Source organism: Pelagicoccus sp. SDUM812005 (assembly GCF_031127875.1).
Taxonomy (GTDB): Bacteria; Verrucomicrobiota; Verrucomicrobiia; order Opitutales; family Opitutaceae; genus Pelagicoccus.
The window spans coordinates 80,126-100,700 of record NZ_JARXIA010000020.1 but is presented as its reverse complement, the minus strand read 5'-3'; the positions used below and the strand labels follow the sequence as shown (position 1 = coordinate 100,700).

Genomic DNA, 20,575 nt, shown 5'->3' with positions numbered 1-20,575 from the left:
CACTCTTGCCCCTTCCGCGCCTCCCGATAGGCGGGCCTCCCCTTGCTATCGAGCAAGCCGACGAACTCCCCCCTTTCCTCTATAGTAAGCCCAATTTATCCCATCTCAGCCGAAAAAAGCTTTGTTCGATCCTCCTCCGCGCGTGAATCTTATGAGCCTAAGGTTTCAGCCGATTCTCGCGGTTTCCCCAAAACGCTAACCCAAGCTACCCCTCCCCATGCCCCAGGACTTCCCCTTCCTTCTCGCGGCAGGCGCGGCCGACTTGACTCCCTTCCTGGTCTTGTTCGCTGGCATCGCCTTCGTCGTCATCTCAATTGGCTACCTGCGTATCCATCCCTTCATCGCTCTCGTCATAGCGGCCGTCATCGTCGGATCCCTCACCAACCTGTTCGGCGACTCCGAAGGCAATCCTATCACCGCCGCCATCTCGGAAACCATGCGACAACTGGGCAATACCGCCGGCGGCATCGCATGGATCATCGCCCTCGCCGCCATCATCGGACTTTGCCTTATGGAAAGCGGAGCCGCCGACCGCATCGTGCGCGGCATGCTAAAAGTATTCGGCGAAAAACATGCCGGATACGCGATGCTGGCCTCCGCCTTCTTCCTCTCCATCCCCGTCTTCTTCGACACCGTGTTCTACCTGATGGTGCCTCTGGCCCAAGCCCTCGCCTACCGTCTTGGCAAACGCTACGTCTACTTGATCGTCGCCGTCTGCACCGGAGCCGCCATCACCCACAGCCTAGTGCCTCCTACCCCAGGCCCCTTGCTTGTCGTCGAAGCGCTGGAGCTAAACCTCGGCTTAACCATCGTAGGTGGCATCGCCCTCGGAATCGTTCCCGCATGGGCTGGCCTCAAGCTTGGCAGCTTCCTCGACGGCAAGCTCGGCGGGCAATTGCGCGAGAGCGGCATGCTCCGCACCGCGGACCTCAAGGCAATCGTCGAAAAGGACACCAGCGAACTGCCCAGTTTCTTCGTTTCCTCTCTTCCAGTCGCCCTCCCTGTCGCCTTGATCGCCACCGCTTCCTTCGTCGGTGAGTTCACCTCTCCCGAGTCCCAAGGGGCCTTGTATTCAATTATTGAAGTCGCCGGCCAAAAGCACGTCGCCATGTTCATCGGCGCTCTAATCGCCATCACCCTGCTGGCCCGCTCCAAGCAACTCGACAAGACCTCTCTCTGGAAAACCTTGGAAAGCCCACTCGGCACCGCTGGCACTATCATTTTGATCACCGCAGCAGGCGGCGCCTTCGGCGGCATGATCCGCCAGTCCGGTATCGGCCAAACCATTACAAGCCTCACCCATGGAGGTGGATTCTCCTACGTGCTGCTCGCATGGCTGGTTGCGGCCGTCATGAAGGTCGCCCAAGGCTCCTCCACCACTTCCATGATCACCACCTCCGGCATCATGGCAGGCATCTTAGCGACCTTGTCCGCCGGCGGAACCGCCCTCGGCTTCGATCCCTTCTATATCTTCGCCGCCATCGCCTTCGGAGCCATGTTCGGTTCCTGGATGAACGACAGCGGCTTTTGGATCGTTTGCAAGATGACCGGTTTCACCGAAGCGGAAACCCTCAAGACCTGGACCCTCAGCGTCAGCGTCATCTCCCTAGTGGGCCTCCTCCAGCTTCTCGTAGCATCCGCCCTGCTGCCCTTTCCCTTCGGCCGATAGAGGCCTAGTCGGACCGCAATATTTCATCGCAATTGAGGAGCGGATCGGTTCGTAACTCACGATACACCGCTAGCGACGATCTACATTCCTCAACATCCTCCCTCTATGATTCCATCCGAAGAATCGATCCCTTACATCGATCCCGACAGAGTGAACGCCTCGAGCATGGCCCTCATCGATGTAAGGTCCCCCGAAGCCTTCGCGGAATGCCGCATCGAAGGTTCGCAAAACCTTTGCGTCTACGAGACCTCCTTCCTGCAAAACGCCCAAAGCGCCTTTGCAAACAAAGGCGAAGCCATCGTCGTCTACGGCGACAACGATCGCTTCAAAGCAGCCGCCCTCGCCGCCGACAGGCTGAAGCAAGCGGGCTACAGCGACGTCCACGTCCTCCGGGGAGGCCTAGATAACTGGATCGCGACCGGGAAAGACCTGAGCAGGGGCGAACAGCCTCAGAGCCCCCCCGCCGGGACCTACACCCTCAACGTCGAAAAGTCCAAAATCCGCTGGATCGGCCGCAACCTAAGCAACCAGCATGAAGGCACCATCTCCTGCCTCCAAGGCTTCCTTGAAGTCGACGCCAACGGAGCCGCTAAATCCGGAAAAGTCGAGGCGGACATGAAACGGATTCACTGTAGCGACATTACCGATACAAAACTTTCATCCCTTCTCGTCGCTCATCTCCAGTCCATCGACTTTTTCGAAACCGAACGCTTTCCCACCGCCACCTTTTCCCTCGATCGTATTTTCCTCGATCCCACGGCCCGACTCGGCACTCCCAACGCCCGCATGGAAGGCCAGATGGTGATCCGTGGCGTCCAGCACCCCTTGCACCTCGAGTGCTCCTTCAACCACGCCGATTCTGGATACGTGCTGCAGACTCAGTTCGACCTGGACCGCACCCTTTTCGGCGTCGCCTACGGATCGAGCCGCTTCTTCGAACGGCTCGGCATGCACCTGGTCAACGACTTGGTGAATCTCCAAGTCACGGCCTTCTTCGAACCGTCCGCCAGCTAATCGAGCGGCTCGCCCTCGAGCAGCAATCCCGGCGGCAAACTTTCGCCAAACAGCGTCGCTCGATCCCCCTTGGTGATCGGAACATAATCCTGCAAGGGCAGCAGCCGCTTGGCCGCCACTCCCGATTTCTCGAGCTTGGAAACGATCTTTTCGGAGCTACGGCGGGAAAGGTTCAAACCTCGATCGTCGACAATCCGAGCAGCGGCGAGGAACACCTCGATCGCCTCGCGATAGCGGGGATCCTTCCAATCCAGCTTCTTCAAGCGATCAAACAACTTCTCGACCGTATCCGGTGGAAGAATACGATCCTCTCCCGCTCCAAAGGATACGCGACTGAGCAGATTCGCGAAGCCAGCCAACACGGACGAAATCGACTTTTCCTCCGCAAGCTGCGCCTCCATCCTCGCGAACAACTCGTCGTAAAGCTTTTGCTTCTGGGACAAAGAGACCTGCTCCAAACACGCGAGCAGTCGAATCCGCTCCGCTTCCGCCCTTTTCGTTTCGCGCCAGCGAGCGAGCTGCCGCTCGAATAACTCCTCTTGGAAGTCACCCTCGTACCCCGCAGCTACGCGACGCAGAAGGATCAAAAGCGGAACCTCAATCCGAACAGGCAAGGACAATTCCAATCCCTGCAATACTCCCTGCAAACGCTGCAGCCGATCTGCATCCCCCGGAGCGCCAAAGCCGGGCCTAAGCGCATAGCCAGCCAGCTGCAGCCATGCTTCCGTGCCTTCCACACTGCGGGTTAAGGCCTCCTCGCTCTCTAATGCCGTATCCGAGAAAGCACGACAGATGCCTAAGCTCCACTCATGCTTCGGCGTCCCCAAGGCTTGCTCCAGCTCGCGAAAGACTCGGGACGCCTTCACCCCAGCGCCACGAGCGAACAACCCCCTTCTGAGCGCCCGTTCCGCTCCCGCTAGCTTCCCACGAGAAACGCCCAAATCCATCTCCTTGGGATCCGCACCCCTACGATCCGCATCCCCACGGAGGTTGAAATACAAAGGCCAGCTTCCCTCGATCCCTTCTTCGAGCGACTCGCAACTTACGGTAAGCAAGCCCAGCTCGTTCACTTCAGCCGACAAGCGCACGGCAAGCGATTCTCGACCGTCCATTTCGACGCAAGCGTCCAAGGGAGGCAGAGACCGCATCGTACCCACATCATCGACACACCAATCGCCAGCGCCTTGCGTCATCGAGTCCGCGCCCTGAAACGCTTGAAAGCGAGCCCTTTGGTTTACCGCCAAGCGAAGTCCTGGGACTTCCACCTCAAACCGCTCGCCGGGCTGAGCCCCCTTCGGCAGCACGCAGACTCGCTTCGAACCAGTACCAGCCCCCACCTCAAGGAATACCGCCCGGGCGGCCCCGGAAGCGATCCGGCGACGCCCACGATACAAGTTTGCACCATAAGCAGCGGCACCGCGCGCCACTGCGAGATCGGTTTCGGCATTGGCCAGCACTCCCGGTTTCCGACCGCCCTGCCAGGCAGCGAACTGGGTAAGCAAGCGGTCCTGCACGATCTGCGGCGACAAGCTCCCGCCGTTGAAAAGCGCACGGTCGATCCGTTGCTCCGCGCCTAAAAACTCTGCGATGTGCCGGGTCACCGCGCAGTCCACGGCGTAGGGCAAGCCCATCTCCAACAAGCCCTCTACCGATCGTTCCGCTCGCGCGTCCCGATCGCATTCGGGAAAGAAGCCTTCCAAAATCAAGACCCTCGCCTGCTCCGACGATACCTCCGTGGAAAGCGTACCTGCGAACAGTCCAGAGCCCTTGCTCGGCAAGGACACGGCAATCTGCCGATCCTCTCCCTCCTCGCTTAAGCAGAGCTCCTTCAAGGCCCGAGCTCGGCTGAGCAAGTGCCCCCATTGGTCGACGCTTAGCTCTCCGCCATCGGGAGCCAACTCCGATTCCAAGGCATGGGCCAAGGCGAGATCGATATTGTCCCCGCCCAACAGCAAATGCTCGCTCACGGAAACCCGCTCGATCTTAGGCAACCCCGCCTCCGCGTCCCCAACCGCAAACAAGCTAAAGTCCGAAGTTCCCCCACCAATATCCACAACAAGGATACGCTCCCCGGCACGGAGGTTCTTGGCATCCTCGCCGACCGCTTCCAGCCAACGATAAAAAGCCGCCTGCGGCTCTTCCAACAAACGGATGCCCTCCGGATAGCCGGCCAGCTTGGCCGCCTCCCGCGTAGCCGCCTGGGCCGCCGCATCGAAGGACGCCGGCACCGTCACCGTGACCAGCTGTTCCGCGAAGGGAACCTCCTTCCCAAACCGTTCATCCCAAGCCTGCTTCAAGCGCAACAGCAAGCGGGACGACGCCTCGATGGGCGAGAGCTTCTGGCCTTCGTCCACTCGCTTCGAACGCCAAGGCAAGGTCTTCGCTTGCGAGCTGACCGAGTGGTGACACAGCCAAGACTTGGCCGAATGGATCAGCCGCTCCGGTTGCTCCCGCCCACGCTCGCGCGCATAAAGACCGACCTCCCAGTTTCCTTCCTCCGTCAAATACAGAAAGGAGGGCAAACTGCTACGCTCCACCTCGGTCCGCTCCGTCTCCCGCTGGCGGATAGCAAGCACCTGCGACTCCGCCCCCTCTTCGAGCTCCACGAACGCCAAAGCGCAATTCGTAGTGCCCAAATCGATACCGATGCTGTAGCGAGGATTCATCAGCGAAGCCATTACTGAACCACAGATCTTTTAGGATCTTCTGAAGGTTCTTTTAGATTAGATCTGAGCAAATCTGAGAAATCTGTGGTTAAAATACGCACAAACTTATCAATCCATGCGGACCTGGAACTCCACCTTCCATCGGCGGTCCGAATCCACGTGCTGCATCCAAAGCTCCAAGTTTCCGAGTTCCGTAACCACGGAGCTTAGGAACACCGGAATCGGCTGACCTTCCGGAAACGCGTCCATCGCCGGAAGCGTGATCTCCAGTTTGCTCGTTTCCTCCAAGACCTTGTCCGCCTTGTTCACCAAGTCTCCCGGCTTGTCTCCGCCTCGAATCTCCGAAGCGAAGAAGCGAAACACCGCCGGCTTCCCGGTCACCAAGCCAAAGGTTCGGCCTTCCAGCACATGGGAGGTTCCTTCCTCCATCCCTTGCGGCACCACGCAAACCGCCTTGATCGGCGGCTTGAAGCCCGGAACCGCCGGACGCGAAGACTCCAGCCCCAAGTAGTACGAGCGAGCGGTACCGGCCCGTATCCGAATTCCCTGACCGGTTACGCGATTACGACCGTAGCTCGCCGCGCCCTTGGCCACCGCCAAGTCCGGCTGGAAGCCTTGCAACTCCCGCGGAGCCGCCTCGCACCAAGAAGCCAGCAGCTCCATCACACGAGCCCGAATAGCATCCGCCTTGAAGACGCCGCCGTTGAACAGCACCGCCGTCGGCTTGAGCAAATCGCCCGCCAGAGCTTGCTCCGGATTGGCGATCAAAGCGGACAAACCTTCGCTGCCCTTCACGTTCTGCAAACTGCGAGCCAAGAAACGAGCCAAGTGCTTGCTCACCACCGCATCGGCGGCGTACGGCAATCCAAACTCCTGCAAGGCCGCGCCACCCTCCTCTTCCGGCATCTCGCTCGCGGCCGTCAGGGCAAAGAAGCCGTCGATCACCACGGCCTCCAAGGTTTCGCGTGTCAGCTTTGTGGATACGGTTCCAGCGAACAAACTGGAACCGCGCGAGGGGATCGAAAGCGGCAGTTCCGACAAGCTCGCGTCCTCGAAAAGCTTCGCCTTCGCTTGGCTGGCCGCATGCACCAGCGCGAGAAACTGCCAGTCGTCGAGCTCCGTGCCCTCGTCCTCCAGCTGAGCTTGCAAGGTATAGGCCAAGGCAAGGTCCATGTTGTCCCCGCCCAAAAGGATATGCTCGCCCACCGCGATACGCTCGACGGCGAGATTTCCCTCCTCCTCGCTCACAGCGATCAAGCTGAAGTCTGCCGTGCCGCCACCCACGTCGCAAACGAGCACGACGTCGCCCGCCTTGACCTGCTTGCGCCAGTCATTCCCCACCTTATCCGTCCAAGCGTAGAAGGCCGCCTGCGGTTCTTCCAGCAGGATGGGCTCCGGCAAGCCTGCCGCCTGAGCCGCGTCGGCTGTCAGCTTGCGGGCGACCTCGTCGAACGAAGCCGGCACGGTGAGCACGACCTGGGCCTCCTCGAGCGACCACTCCCGCCCTTCCAGGCGCTCCGCATAAAGGACGCCTTGCTTGAGGTGCTCCAAGTACAAGCGGGACGCCTCGACCGCGGAAAGCTTGCCGGTCTCGATCTCCGAGTTCCATGGCAGCACCGGCGACTGCGGATCCACGTGCGGATTCGAGAGCCACGACTTCGCGGAGGTTACCAGGCGATCCGGAACCTGGGCGCCGTGCTCCCGCGCGAAGGTGCCCACGATCCCCTTCCCTTGCTCGTTCGGCCAAGGCAGCGAAAGCGCCTCGGCGGAAAATTCGCTCTCGCTCGGCAGGTAAACTGCGGACGGCAAGGACTTGCGCTCCCCAACCTGGCTGGGCGCTAGGATCTGCGTCACCTCGACGACACGGCTCTCGCCGCTACTCAAGTCGCACAAAGTCACCGCGCTGTTGCTGGTGCCCAAATCGATTCCCAAGACAAATTTCTTTTCCATGTTCCCAAATCTCCGCGGAGCCGCTCCCCTTGCGCCCTCCGTCTCGCTCGGGCGCAGCTTAAGCTGCGCCCGACTTTCCTAATCCGTATCCAAACTTCCTTTACTTGATCTCCACCTGAGCTGGAGCGATCGGCGGCAAGGCGCCCGCTTCCGACTTCGTCACGCGTGGCAGATTGACCCGGCTCGCCTTCCATCCCTTGTGTACCAGCTTTCCGGAAAAAGGTCCTTCGCCCGATACGGAGCCCACCAAGCGGTACTGCTCCCCTGCATTCGCCGGAACGCTCACGGTCGCACCTTCGCTTTCAGCGGCGATAGCTTCCACGGAGAAGAACTCTTCGAAGGCGCCTTTACAGCCTTGGTGAACCACGCGAGCTGCCGCCCCGACTTGTGCATCGCTGTACTTGCTGATGTCATCCATCAGGAAATCAACCAAGCGCCCTTTGCTCTGCAACGCGGAGATCACGGCGATCACCTCCGCCTCGGCCGCATTCTTGGGAGCGGGAGGAGCAGGTGGCGGCTCCGGCGTCGATACCGGAGCAGGCGATGGCTCCTCTTCGATAGCGGGCAAGGAGTCAGCGACCGTGAGGGCCTTGAGCACGAGCCAAAGCGCGAGAGCGAGAGCCGCAGCGACCAAGTAGGTCCCATACGCCTCGAAACCGGGAACAAACAACAGCCCATTGAAAATCGCGATCAGGATGCCAGCGATGAGTGCCTTGTTTTTCATAATAGTAAGTGGTTGGAAAAATACGTTCAGCGGCGTCTGGAGACACCGAAAAATGACCCAAGCGTATAGAGCTCGCCCCGCGGCGTTGTCCAACTGAAAAGCTGCCGCCTTCTACCGGAACGCCCTGAACCAGCGCCGCGAGAGCGCCCGCCGCTAACCGCCGAGAGAGAGCACGCGAGCCCCTTCCCAAAACACGGAAACGGTCCCGGAAGATTCGGAGATAACGATGGCCAGCGACTTGGTACGGGCCGTGGTAGCCGCAGCCGCCAAGTGCCGCGAGCCAAGCCCTTTCGGCACCTTGACCTTGCTGGTCACGGGCGCATCGAGGTAGACGCCTGCCGCCTCGACCACTCCCTTGCGGTCGATGATGAAACCTCCGTCCAAGGCGGAAAGCTCCCGCATGGTCTCGATGAAGTCGGAGTCATGGATGTTACGGAACTTCTTCGCGTGCCCCTTGCACGGGTTCAGGATGAGCGGTCGCGAGATTTCTTCCAGCTCCTCCAAGTCACCGAGGACGAAGATCGTGCCGATCGGCTTCCCCTCCCGCCCTTCCGAAGCGAACTTGAGGGCGATCTCGATGAGGCGAGCAAACTCCTGGGATATCGGCAAAGCATCGTCCTTGGAAATCGAACGCTTGCTGAACCAATCGAAGTCGCGCTTAGGATTTACCAACAGCATGTTGTCCAATCGCTTGGAGCCCGCCACGCCGATCAAGCAAACCATCGACTCGTCCACTTCGATCGCCCCTTCCATCACCGCGATGATGACTGCCAGAGCGACCTGGTCCATGCGACCGACCGGATTCGCGGGAATCTGCACGCTGCTGTCCTTCGAGCCCAAATCCACTTCGAACGCTTCCTTGTCGTAGGTCACCCATAGGATCGATTCGGACTCGCGATGCTTCTCCACCATGCGCCGATCCGACAGCAGTTCAGCGAAAACGAGCACCCGCTTGATATCCAAGCGGCGAGCCAACTCGAAGCCGAGGGCCACGAGGTTCTTGGTTTCTTTTGCTTCAGTAGGATGCTTATGCGAAGACGACACGCCGCCTAGGCTTACAAGCAAAGGCGACGCTGTCGATGGCCGCTTTCGCAAAATCTCATTCCAGCCTTGAGAAGCAAAGCTGCTGCCTTAACATGCTTATCCTAGGAGAGCTCAGTATAATTTGTTTTTATAAGAGACTTTGAAACGGATCGGGCTCGGGCTTGTCTCGACGGGGCGAGCCAAGGGAAAGGCACCAACAAGATGGCAAAGAAATCGGACAACAACAGCAAGGAAGGCATTCTGGGGAGCACCTGGGCAGGGCTCCAAGTGGCATGGAGGGAGATCGTTCGTGTATCCACCCGCGCCAATACACCGGACGAGTCGGACCCCGACACCATTCGCACCCAGATACGAGCCTGCTTGAACCAAAAAGGCGGCGAAGTCTCCGCCCGCAACCGGGCCGCCGGCTTAGCCCGCTCCTACTTGGGCTTCTCTCCGGAGGAACGGCTGGAATTCCTGAAGATCCTCAACCACGAGTTCGGGGCGGACGGCGATCTGATCGCAGGCGCTGTCGACGCCCTGCAGGGAGCCGAGACGGAAGCCGAGATCGAGCTGGCCCGCTACCGGCTCCGCAAGGCTTTGGAGCCGGCTCGCGTGCAACTCCTCCGGGAATTCAATACCCTCCACTCCGGCCCCCGCTTCCTGGTGGAGCTACGACGCGAGCTGATCGACTTGGTTAAGGAACACCCGGATCTCTCCCCTTTGGAGCGCGACCTGAAGGAGCTGCTGCGCTCCTGGTTCGATGTCGGCTTTCTCGAACTGAGCAACATCAATTGGAATTCCCCAGCTTCGCTCCTGGAAAAGCTCGGACGCTACGAAGCGGTACACAAGGTACGGAGCTGGCGCGACCTGAAGAACCGACTCGACAGCGACCGGAGGTGTTTCGCGTTTTTCCATCCCTGCATGCCGGACGAACCGCTGATCTTCATCGAAGTCGCCTTGGTCAAAGGACTTGCCGTGCAGATCCAAAGCTTGCTGGACGAAAAGATGCCGGTACTCGAACCCGACGAAGCCGACACCGCCATCTTCTACTCCATTTCCAATGCCCAGAAAGGGCTCGTCGGCGTCAGCTTCGGAAATTTTCTCATCAAACAGGTCGTCAACCGCCTGCGGCGGGAGCTACCCAACCTGAAACGATTCTCCACCTTGTCTCCTATTCCTGGATACCTGAACTGGCTGAAATCCGAGCTCGCGGCAGAGCGCATCAAGCTCTTGCCTGCCGAAGCCAAGGCGCTGAAGCCCTTCGCAGCCGACGCTAAGCCCGTCGACTTCCTTGCCAACGCGCTCAAGGGCGCGAGCTGGCACCGCGACAACGCCCTGAGCGATGCTCTCAAGCCCGTTTTGCTACGCTACTGCGCGATCTACCTGCAGCAGGCGAAACGCCCAGGACGACGCACCACGCTGGATCCGGTTGCCCATTTCCACCTGACCAACGGAGCGCGCATCGAACAGCTGAACTGGATGGGCGACACCTCGCCCAAAGGCATGCAAGAGTCCGCGGGCATCATGATCAACTACCTGTACCGGCTCGACCGGATCGAACGTTACCACGAAGACTACCACAGCGAGGGCAAGGTCAACGCCTCCAAACCGGTGATCGCCCTGCAAGGAAAGGTAGACCCCCAGCGCTACAATTGAAGCGGCTCGGGTCTCGCCTCAAAACCACCCTCCTATTCCGTAAACTCCAGCAGTCCCGCTGGGTCCACGAAGTGAGGGATGCCCAAAGTAAGGCAGTGCAGGAAACCGCCCGTTTCGATCAAGTCATCCGCTAGGACCGGCACGACTTCCCACTTGGGAAGCAAACGACGGTAAGTGTCCATGACCGCTCGCTCGAGGGCCGGATCGACGTCGGAGTAGCTCGGAACCAAAAGCAAGCCGTTGACGTAAAAGACATTGGTATAGGAACGCCACATGCCGTCCTTGCGCGGCGGCAAGGGGATCCGGTGCACCTGCACCGGCAAGCCATCCACGATCTGCTCCCCTACCAGCTGGGCGGCCCGCTCGATATGGGACCGGACCTCCGCAGTCTCCTCCGGCAGGGCCTGGGCAATGACCACGTTCTTCGAATCCACAAAGGTGGCGAACATGTCCGCATGCCCGGTCTGCTCCCCTGGGATCGAAGGAACCAGAGTAAGGGTCTTCAGGGAAAAGTAGGTGTTCATCAGGCCGGTGAACTCCTCCCCGCTGAAATTCCGGAAGCGGTTGCGATCGAGCAGCTTCAGCGAGGACACCCCGAGTCCGTTTCCATTGTGCACCAAGTTGCCGCCTTCCAAGGCGATCGGCACGTAAGAGCACTGCAAGCCCAGCGCGTTGGCCAGCACCAGCGGAAACTGGTCGTCGAGCGGCCTAGGCCCCAGCTCGTCCCGAGCGCTGTAGTAGGTATCCACGATCGAGCCCGTGCCGTCCGAGCGACGGATAAAGATCGGCCCAAAATCGCGAATCCACATGGAATCGAGCGGGTGCACCAAAAAGTGGACCCGATCGCGCTCCACACCCGCGTCCTCCAAAGCCTCCCGACCGTCCAACATTTGCTCGGGTCCGCCTACGATCGCGATAACGGGAGCTCGATCGGAGATCGTTTTCACCAAGGACGCAAAGAGCTCCGGATGAAAATGCACCAGCTCGTTGGCCGAGAGCAGCACCGCGGAAAGCTTACCAAATTCTCCGGGGATGCGAATCGGCAAGGGCAAGCTGCGAGCGAAGGAATCCCGGGCGCCCCCGTTGCTCTTCTTGACTGGAGCTTGCTCCACTTGAGCGGAAATCGAGGCGAGACTGGCGAGAATCGCCACGAACAAGAGTTGTAATTTCATCGGAACAGAACCGGCTCCCCCCGGAGCGTCGGCCACTGGTCGGAAAACAGTAAAACGAAGCGAGTTTGGCAAGTCCCAAGCAATCGGCGTACGAACGCAAAAAGCCCGTATCCCCCCAAAGGGATACGGGCTTCGTTAAATGCTATCTAGCGATCGGTTTAGCCAGCTTCCGGCGTTGCCGTCGGAGCTTCGGGCGCTGCCTCTGCGGCGGGCTCGACTGGGTCTACGTTGTCCTCGATGTTGCCGCCAAACGGAAGCGTGATGCGGAGGTCGCGATAGGTGCGGAGACCGGTACCAGCTGGGATCAAGTGACCCATGATAACGTTCTCCTTGAAGCCGTGCAGCTTGTCGATCTTGGACAAGGTCGATGCATCCGTGAGTACGCGGGTGGTTTCCTGGAAGGATGCCGCGGAGATGAAGGACTCTGTTTCGATCGACGCCTTGGTGATACCGAGAAGAACGGGCTCAGCTTCGGCAGGCTTACCACCCGCTTCGATGATTTCGTTGTTCTCACGCAAGAAGGTCGTACGTTCGATCTGCTCGCCCCAGAAGAACTCGGTATCGCCTGGATCGGTGATACGAACCTTGCGGAGCATCTGGCGGATGATGAGCTCGATGTGCTTGTCGTTGATGGTAACACCCTGCAAGCGGTAGACCTCTTGTACCTCGTTGATGAGGAACTCGTACAAGCGGGCTGGTCCGAGGATATCGAGGATTTCGTGCGGGTCAGCGGAACCTTCGGTGAGGTGCTGCCCCTTGTGCACGACGTCGCCAACCTGGACGATGATCTGCTTGGAGTGCGGGATGAGGTGCTCTTCCGCTTCGCCGGACTCTTCGTCGGTAACGATGAGCTTGCGCTTGGAACGAACCGTACCACCGAGAGAAACGACGCCGTCGATACGAGCCATTTCCGCAGCTTCCTTCGGACGACGCGCCTCGAAAAGCTCGGCAACACGTGGAAGACCACCGGTGATGTCCTTAGTCTTGGAAGCCTGACGTGGCGTCTTCGCGAGCAGCGCGCCTTGGGCGATCTCGTCGCCTTCGGTTACCGCTACCTGAGCGCCGGTCGGAATGCTGTAGACCGCCTGGACCTTGCCGGATGCGTCCTTGACCTCAACCGACGGGTTCAAGTCTTCCTTGTGCTCGATGACCACGATGGCGATACGACCAGAGGACTCGTCGAGCTCCTTCTTGATGGTAACACCGGGAATCATGTCGCGGAAGCCGATGACACCTGGCTTTTCGGAAAGAACCGGAATGTTGTACGGGTCCCACTCTGCGAGGAGCTGGCCAGCTTCGATCTCTCCGCCGTCCGGTACACGTAGCAGCGATCCCACTACGATATCGTAAGCTTCGAGCTCGCGACCTGTTCCGTCTACGATCTGGACCGAACCTGTCTTGTTCAGAACAACGCTCACGCCTGGAGCGATCTCAACGAGACGGAGACCGCGGTACTTGACCGTACCACCGTTACGAACCGAGATACGTGGATCAGTGACAACCGAAGAGGCGATACCACCGATGTGGAAGGTACGCATGGTCAGCTGTGTACCTGGCTCACCAATCGACTGGGCCGCGATGATACCGACGGAATCGCCGATCTTCGCAACGTCGTTGGACGCAGGGTTGATACCGTAGGACTTGGCGTCGATTCCGTAGGAAGCAGTCGAAGTCAAAGGAGACATGACCTTGAGGCGCTCGATGCCGAGCTCTTCGATACGCTTGGCAACCTGCTCCGTGATGAGCTCTCCAGAACCAACGACGAGTTCGTCTGGCTGGATCGGGTTGTAAACGTCGTCGCAAGAGCAGCGTCCTTCGATACGCTCGCGCAGGCCGACGATCTCGTCGTCACCTTCGAAGATCGCCTTCTTCCAGATACCTTCGCGCGTTCCGCAGTCTTCTTCCGTGATGATGACGTCCATCGCCACGTCACAGAGCTTACGAGTGAGGTAACCCGCGTCAGCCGTCTTGAGGGCTGTATCCGCGAGACCCTTACGAGCGCCGTGAGTAGAGATGAAGTACTCGAGTACGGTTAGACCTTCGCGGAAGGAGGAGAGGATCGGACGTTCGATGATTTCGCCGGATGGCTTAGCCATCAAACCACGAGTACCACAAAGCTGGCGAACCTGATTCGGGTTACCACGAGCTCCGGAGTCCATCATGACGTAAACTGGGTTCACGCCCGGCTTTCCGCCGTTGGTCTTGAGCTGAACGAATACCGCCTGCTTGATTTCGTCGGTGGCTACAGTCCAGATGTCGATGATCTTGTTGTAGCGCTCGCCGGCGGTGATAATACCCTTCTGGTACTGGCCATCCACGTCAGCGATCTTGCCGAAGGCGCGCTTAACGATGTCGACCTTCTCGTCCGGGATGATCATGTCGTCGATACCGATGGAGATACCGGCCATGGTCGCCACGTCGAAGCCGAGCTTCTTGAGCTTGTCGAGCGAGTCGACAGTCGCTTCGGGACCCGCCACCTTGTAGGTGTTGTTGATCACGTCGCCGAGCTCCTTCTTGCCAACTTGGAAGTTGATGAAGCCGAGGTCGTTTGGCCAGATTTCGCTGTAGCGGATACGACCGACCGTAGTGGTGATGGTCTTTTGATCCGAGTTACCGAAGGTGGTTTCGCGTCCGTAGTCCGGGTTCGGAAGGCGTACCCAGTCGTGGGTGTGCAGCGCGCCGTCGAGGTTCGCGAAGATCGCCTCGGTCTTGTTTCCAACGAGTGGAATGCGATCGAGTTCTTCGTATCCATTGCGCGGAGTCATCGTGAGGTAGTAGGAACCTAGGATAACGTCCTGCGATGGCGTGAGGATTGGCTTACCGCTGGATGGCGAGAAGATGTTGCCCGTCGCCATCATGAGCATCTTACACTCGAGCGTCGCTTCGAGGGAAAGAGGCACGTGAACCGCCATTTGGTCACCGTCGAAGTCAGCGTTGTACGCAGTACAAACGAGCGGGTGAACGCGAATGGCCTCACCTTCGATCAATGTCGGCTCGAAAGCCTGGATCGAAAGTCTGTGCAGCGTCGGCGCGCGGTTGAGAAGGACGGGGTGTCCCTTGGTAACTTCTTCCAGGATATCCCAAACTTCCGGCGAGCGCTTCTCGATCATGCGGCGAGCGCCACGGACCGTGTGCACGAAGCCGAGCTCCTTGAGGCGGCGGATGATAAACGGCTCGAAGAGAACGAGAGCCATCTTCTTGGGAAGACCGCATTGGTTCAGCTTGAGCTCAGGACCGATAACGATAACGGAACGACCGGAGTAGTCGACGCGCTTACCGAGAAGGTTCTGACGGAAACGGCCCTGCTTGCCCTTGAGCATATCGCTGAGGGACTTGAGCGGACGGTTGCCAGCGCCGGTAACCGGGCGGCCGTGACGACCATTGTCGAAGAGCGCGTCCACCGCTTCCTGCAGCATGCGCTTTTCGTTGTGGATGATCACGTCCGGCGTCTTCAACTGCATCAAGTTCTTGAGGCGGTTATTACGGTTGATAACGCGGCGGTAGAGGTCGTTGAGGTCGGAAGTCGCGAAACGGCCCCCTTCCAATGGAACGAGCGGACGCAGGTCTGGCGGGATAACCGGCAAGACTTCGAGCACCATCCACTCAGGACGAGAAGAGGACTTGATGAAGCCTTGAATAACCTTCAAGCGCTTCGCCAACTTCTTCTTGATCTGCTTGGACTTGGTGGAGCGCATCGCTTCCTGAAGCTCGAGAACGGTGACCTCAAGGTCTGTATTCACGAGAACATCACGAAGCGCTTCGGCGCCCATCTTGGCCACGAAGGAATCGTCGCCGTATTCGGCCATGGCCTCAATGTACTCCTGGTCGGTGAGAAGCTGCTTCTCTTCGAGCGGAGTACGGCCTGGATCGGTGACCATGTACGCTTCGTAGTAGATCACGCGCTCGAGACTGCGGGCAGTCATATCGAGCAAGAGACCGAGGCGCGAAGGCATGCTCTTGAGGAACCAGATGTGAGTGACAGGCACTGCCAACTCGATGTGGCCCATGCGCTGGCGGCGCACGCGAGATACCGTTACCTCGACGCCACAACGGTCACAGATGACACCCTTGTACTTGATTCGCTTATACTTACCGCAGGCGCACTCGTAGTCGCGTACCGGGCCGAAGATGCGTTGGCAGAAAAGTCCGCCTGGCTCCGGCTTAAAGGTACGGTAGTTGATGGTCTCCGGGTTCTTGACTTCGCCACGTGACCAGGAACGGATGATTTCCGGTGACGAGACATTAATCGTAACGCAGTCGAAATTCGACTCACGTTCCGCGCTGAGCACTTGTTGGGCTTCTTGCGTAGACATTATATTAAATCCTCAGTCGGTTGGTTGGTTACTTGTAGTCGAGTTCGCTTTGGCGGCCCAGCTTCACGTCGAGTCCAAGGGATTGGATTTCCTTGATCAAAACGTTGAAGGATTCCGGCGTGCCCGCTTGCAGCGTGGAGTCGCCCTTGACCAGTGATTCGTAGATTTTGGTACGGCCCTGAACGTCGTCGGACTTGACCGTGAGAAGCTCCTGCAGCGTGTAAGCCGCGCCGTAAGCTTCAAGCGCCCAAACTTCCATTTCCCCGAAGCGCTGGCCACCGTATTGGGCCTTACCACCGAGTGGCTGCTGGGTAACGAGAGAGTACGGACCAACCGCACGGGCGTGGATCTTGTGAGAGACAAGGTGATTGAGCTTGAGCATGTACACCCAGCCAACAACCACTTCGTTGTCCAGCTTCTCACCCGTACGACCGTCGTAAACGGCGGACTTACCTGTGGTGGGTAGACCGGCATCGGCCAAGTGCTGACGCACGACCTTTTCCGGAATACCGTCGAAGACTGGAGTCGACACCTTCATGCCGAGAACCTTACAGGCCCAACCCATGTGGGTTTCGAGAACCTGACCAACGTTCATACGGGAAGGTACACCCAGCGGGTTCAAGCAGATCTGGATCGGAGTACCGTCTGGAAGATAAGGCATATCTTCTTCAGGAACGATCTTAGCGACGACACCCTTATTACCGTGGCGGCCCGCCATCTTGTCACCTACCTTGAGCTTTTCCTTGGTAGCGACGTAGACCTTAACCTGCTTGATCACGCCAGTGGCTGCGTCTTCACCGGACTCGATGTTGGCAGTCTTGCGCTCACGGTCGCCTTCGAGCTCGTCGAACTTGCTCTGGTAGGAACCGATGATCTCCATGATCTTGATACGGACAGGAGAAGGATCGATCTCAACGTGCTTGGAAACCGCAGCGAGCTTACGGAGAAGCGTCTTGGTGATCTTGCGGTTGGCAGGGATGATGATCTCGCCGTTCTGGCCGTTGACCACGTCCAGAGGAATCTTTTCACCGAGAAGGATGTTAGACAGAGCTTCGGTCAGACCTTCGCGCAGCTTATCCATCTGCGTCTTGTAGTCTTCGTTGATCTGCTTCACCTGACGGCGACGATCCGATGGGCTTAGGCGCTCGCGCTCGTAGTCGAGGCGGCTGGAAACCTTAACGTCCATGACGATGCCATCGACACCGGATGGTACGATGAGCGAGGTATCCTTAACGTCCGCAGCCTTTTCACCGAAGATCGCGCGGAGGAGCTTTTCTTCCGGAGCGAGTTCGGTTTCGGACTTTGGCGTGATCTTGCCCACGAGGATGTCGCCTGGCTTAACCTCGGCACCGACGCGGATAACACCGTCGTGGTTGAGGTTCTTGAGGGCTTCCTCACCGACGTTTGGAATATCGCGGGTGATTTCTTCCGGTCCGAGCTTGGTGTCACGAGCGGTGACTTCGAATTCGGAGATGTGGATCGAAGTGTAGATGTCGTCCTTGAGTACCTTTTCGGAGATCAGGATGGCGTCTTCGAAGTTGTATCCGTTCCACGGCATGAAGGCCACGAGGATATTCTTACCGATCGCGAGTTCGCCGTTCTGGGTACAAGGTCCGTCAGCGATGATCTGGTCCTTCTTGATCGGCTGTCCCTTGGAAACGATTGGCTTCTGGTTGAAGCAAGTACCGGCGTTGGAACGCATGAACTTACGCAACTCGTAAACGTGGATGCCTGCCTTCACGTCCGTGTAAGGCTTGCGCTCGAAGTTCGCGGGCAGCGTGCCGTCCTTGGAGATCACGATGCGCTTGGCGTCAACCGAAGCGACGATGCCGTCGATGTCCGAAACGGAAACCGTCTTGGAGTCGCGGGCAACGCGCTCTTCGATACCGGTTCCCACGAACGGAGAATCGGCCTGAAGGAGCGGTACGCCTTGGCGTTGCATGTTCGATCCCATCAAAGCGCGGTTCGCGTCGTCGTGCTCGAGGAACGGGATGAGACCCGCCGCTACGGAGACAACTTGCTTGGTGGATACGTCCATGAAGTCGACTTGGTCCGGATCCACTTCCAAGAACTCGCCAGACTGACGGACGGTGACCTTGCCAACGAAGTTTCCGTTTTCGTCTACTTCGGAGTTCGCCTGGGCGATGATCTTGCCCTCTTCCATGTCGGCGTTGAGGTACTTGATCTCGTCGGTTACGCGACCCTTCTCAACGATACGGTAAGGCGTTTCGATGAAGCCGAACTCGTTAACGCGGGAGTAGGTAGAGAGAGAGTTGATCAGACCGATGTTCGGTCCTTCCGGCGTCTCGATCGGACAAATGCGGCCGTAGTGCGATGGATGAACGTCACGCACTTCGAAACCGGCGCGCTCGCGGTTCAAACCACCTGGTCCGAGAGCGGAGAGACGACGCTTGTGCGTGAGCTCCGCAAGCGGGTTGATTTGGTCCATGAACTGGGACAGCTGCGAACGGGCGAAGAAGTCGCGGATCACAGTGGTCAAAGCCTTTGGATTGATCAGCTTCTGAGGCGTGATCGAATCGACGCTTTGATCGTAGAGAGTCATGCGCTCGCGAACGAGGCGCTCCGTACGAGCCAGGCCGAGACGGCACTGGTTAGCGAGCAACTCGCCAACGGTACGGACGCGACGGGAACCGAGGTGGTCGATATCGTCGAGGTAGCCCTCCCCTGCTTTCAGCTTGATCAAGTACTTGGTGGCGAGAACGATGTCTTCTCCCTGGAGCGTACGCTGTTCGACGTCCACATCCATCTCGAGCTTCTGGTTGATCTTGTAGCGACCCACACGACCGAGGTCGTAGCGCTTCGGATCGAAGAAGAGACGCTTGAGCAATGCCTTGGCATTGGCCGTCGTGGGCGGTTCGCCGGGACGGAGGCGCTTGTAGATTTCCTTGAGGGCTTCTTCCTCGTTCTGGGAAGTGTCCTTCTTCATGGCGCGAACGATGGCGCCATCGTCGACCGTGGTGTCGATGACCTTCAGGGTCGGGATGCCATGCCCTTCGAATTCGCGAACGATCGCCTTCGTGAGCGGCTCGAAGGCGCGAGCGATAACGACGCCCTTTTCCGCGTCGATCGCGTCTTCAACGAGAACGTACTGGGAAACGTTTTCCTTGGCCAAGGCTTCGGAGGTACCCAAGTCTTCGATCGTGTAGAAGAGCTTGAGGATATCCACGTCGGAGCTGTAGCCGACGGCGCGGAGCAAGGTCGTGATGAGGAACTTGCGGCGACGGCGACGGCGATCGAGGTAGACGTAGAGCAGATCGTTGTTGTCGAACTGGACTTCGAGCCAAGTGCCGCGGTCAGGGATGATGCGGAACGCATGCAACGGCTTGCCGTTGGTGTGCGGAGTGACTTCGTAAGCGATACCCGGCGAACGGTGCAGCTGGCTGACGACGACGCGCTCGGCGCCGTTGATGATGAAAGAACCACGAGCGGAGACCATGGGGATTTCGCCCATGTAGATCTCTTCGTCCTTGATGTTGTCCTCTTCGCGAAGGCGGAGCTTAACGTAGAGAGGAACGGAGTAAGTAATGCCCTCGCGGATACACTCGATTTCAGTGGCCTTGGGGTCGCCGACGGTGTAGGAAACGAATTCGAGCACGAGGCGCCCGTCGTAGCTCTCGATGGGGAAAACTTCCCGGAAGACGGCTTCAAGTCCGTCGTTTTTACGCTCCGAGATCGGGGTGTCCTTTTGCAGGAAGTCGAGATATGAATTGATCTGGATCTCGATCAGATTGGGCGGCGTGATTACGTCCTTAAGTTTTCCGAAGTTGATACGGTCTGCCATGTGAATCTGTGCTAGATGTGGGCGAAAATGTGGTGAGTCGGCTTGGTGAAAACGAGGTGTATGGAACTAAATTACTCCCCGGCTAATAAACGCAGGAAAGACAGGCGCGATTAGACGCGCCTGTCTTAAGAAAAAAGCTGTGTAAAGCAGCGTGCAACAATGTCTATTTAACTTCGACCTTGGCGCCAGCAGCTTCGAGCTTGGACTTGACTTCTTCTGCTTCCTCCTTGGATACGCCTTCCTTAACGGGCTTTGGCGCGCCTTCTACGAGGTCCTTAGCTTCCTTGAGTCCGAGACCTGTGATTCCACGTACTTCCTTGATCACGTTGATCTTCTTGTCGCCAGCAGCGGCGAGGATTACGTCGAACTCAGTCTTTTCTTCAGCAGGAGCAGCAGCGTCGCCACCAGCAGGTGCTGCGGCTACAGCTACAGGAGCAGCAGCGGAAACGCCCCACTTTTCCTCGAGGTCCTTAACGAGACCTGCGATGTCGAGTACGGATTGGCCGCTGAGCCATTCGATTACGTCTTCTTTAGTGATGTCTGCCATCTTCGTATTGATCGGCTAGTTTGGAATGGGATTCCG

The 20,575-nt window shown here is 58.5% G+C and carries 11 protein-coding genes; 3 read left to right on the top strand and 8 right to left on the bottom strand.

What is annotated here, in order from left to right:
* Positions 1-217 precede the first annotated feature (217 nt).
* A complete protein-coding gene (locus QEH57_RS20295) occupies positions 218-1,669 on the top strand; it encodes an SLC13 family permease (protein ID WP_309008618.1) in 1,452 nt (483 codons plus the stop codon).
* A gap of 105 nt (positions 1,670-1,774) precedes the next feature.
* Positions 1,775-2,683: a YceI family protein gene (locus QEH57_RS20290; RefSeq protein ID WP_309008617.1), complete on the top strand. Its 909-nt coding sequence runs from the start codon at positions 1,775-1,777 to the stop codon at positions 2,681-2,683.
* On the opposite strand, the gene QEH57_RS20285 is transcribed toward QEH57_RS20290, so the two are convergent.
* The 4 genes from QEH57_RS20285 to QEH57_RS20270 form a co-directional block, all read right to left on the bottom strand.
* Positions 2,680-5,361, bottom strand: a complete 2,682-nt coding sequence (locus QEH57_RS20285) for an Hsp70 family protein (protein WP_309008616.1) — start codon at positions 5,359-5,361, stop codon at positions 2,680-2,682. The two genes, QEH57_RS20290 and QEH57_RS20285, sit on opposite strands and share 4 nt — an antisense overlap.
* Positions 5,362-5,457: 96 nt before the next feature.
* Entirely contained in the window at positions 5,458-7,299 is a 1,842-nt protein-coding gene (locus QEH57_RS20280; protein WP_309008615.1) for an Hsp70 family protein, read from the bottom strand.
* A 100-nt stretch (positions 7,300-7,399) separates the two neighbouring features.
* Positions 7,400-8,023 (bottom strand): DUF2760 domain-containing protein, encoded by a 624-nt coding sequence (locus tag QEH57_RS20275; protein WP_309008614.1) that lies wholly within the window; start codon positions 8,021-8,023, stop codon positions 7,400-7,402.
* A 153-nt stretch (positions 8,024-8,176) separates the two neighbouring features.
* Positions 8,177-9,067, bottom strand: a complete 891-nt coding sequence (locus QEH57_RS20270; RefSeq protein WP_309008613.1) for a diadenylate cyclase — start codon at positions 9,065-9,067, stop codon at positions 8,177-8,179.
* Positions 9,068-9,268: 201 nt separating this feature from the next.
* Between QEH57_RS20270 and QEH57_RS20265 the strand changes: the two genes are divergently transcribed.
* A complete protein-coding gene (locus tag QEH57_RS20265) occupies positions 9,269-10,705 on the top strand; it encodes a malonyl-CoA decarboxylase (protein WP_309008612.1) in 1,437 nt (478 codons plus the stop codon).
* Between the two features lie 32 nt (positions 10,706-10,737).
* On the opposite strand, the gene QEH57_RS20260 is transcribed toward QEH57_RS20265, so the two are convergent.
* The 4 genes from QEH57_RS20260 to rplL form a co-directional block, all read right to left on the bottom strand.
* The gene (locus tag QEH57_RS20260; protein ID WP_309008611.1) at positions 10,738-11,877 is read right to left on the bottom strand and encodes an agmatine deiminase family protein; all 1,140 of its coding nucleotides are present in this window, start codon (positions 11,875-11,877) and stop codon (positions 10,738-10,740) included.
* Between the two features lie 158 nt (positions 11,878-12,035).
* Positions 12,036-16,190, bottom strand: coding sequence for a DNA-directed RNA polymerase subunit beta' (rpoC, locus tag QEH57_RS20255; protein WP_309008610.1), 4,155 nt, complete (start codon positions 16,188-16,190; stop codon positions 12,036-12,038).
* A gap of 28 nt (positions 16,191-16,218) precedes the next feature.
* Positions 16,219-19,992 (bottom strand): DNA-directed RNA polymerase subunit beta, encoded by a 3,774-nt coding sequence (rpoB, locus tag QEH57_RS20250; protein ID WP_309008609.1) that lies wholly within the window; start codon positions 19,990-19,992, stop codon positions 16,219-16,221.
* A 163-nt stretch (positions 19,993-20,155) separates the two neighbouring features.
* On the bottom strand, positions 20,156-20,539 hold the full coding sequence (rplL, locus tag QEH57_RS20245) for a 50S ribosomal protein L7/L12 (RefSeq protein ID WP_309008608.1): 384 nt from the start codon (positions 20,537-20,539) through the stop codon (positions 20,156-20,158).
* Positions 20,540-20,575: the final 36 nt, after the last annotated feature.

Coding starts and splice junctions, on each gene's coding strand:
- QEH57_RS20290 (WP_309008617.1), top strand. CDS start 1,775: ATGATTCCATCCGAAGAATCGATCCCTTACATCGATCCCGACAGAGTG.
- rplL (WP_309008608.1), bottom strand. CDS start 20,539: ATGGCAGACATCACTAAAGAAGACGTAATCGAATGGCTCAGCGGCCAA.
- QEH57_RS20260 (WP_309008611.1), bottom strand. CDS start 11,877: ATGAAATTACAACTCTTGTTCGTGGCGATTCTCGCCAGTCTCGCCTCG.
- QEH57_RS20265 (WP_309008612.1), top strand. CDS start 9,269: ATGGCAAAGAAATCGGACAACAACAGCAAGGAAGGCATTCTGGGGAGC.
- QEH57_RS20275 (WP_309008614.1), bottom strand. CDS start 8,023: ATGAAAAACAAGGCACTCATCGCTGGCATCCTGATCGCGATTTTCAAT.
- QEH57_RS20295 (WP_309008618.1), top strand. CDS start 218: ATGCCCCAGGACTTCCCCTTCCTTCTCGCGGCAGGCGCGGCCGACTTG.
- rpoB (WP_309008609.1), bottom strand. CDS start 19,992: ATGGCAGACCGTATCAACTTCGGAAAACTTAAGGACGTAATCACGCCG.
- rpoC (WP_309008610.1), bottom strand. CDS start 16,190: ATGTCTACGCAAGAAGCCCAACAAGTGCTCAGCGCGGAACGTGAGTCG.
- QEH57_RS20285 (WP_309008616.1), bottom strand. CDS start 5,361: ATGGCTTCGCTGATGAATCCTCGCTACAGCATCGGTATCGATTTGGGC.
- QEH57_RS20280 (WP_309008615.1), bottom strand. CDS start 7,299: ATGGAAAAGAAATTTGTCTTGGGAATCGATTTGGGCACCAGCAACAGC.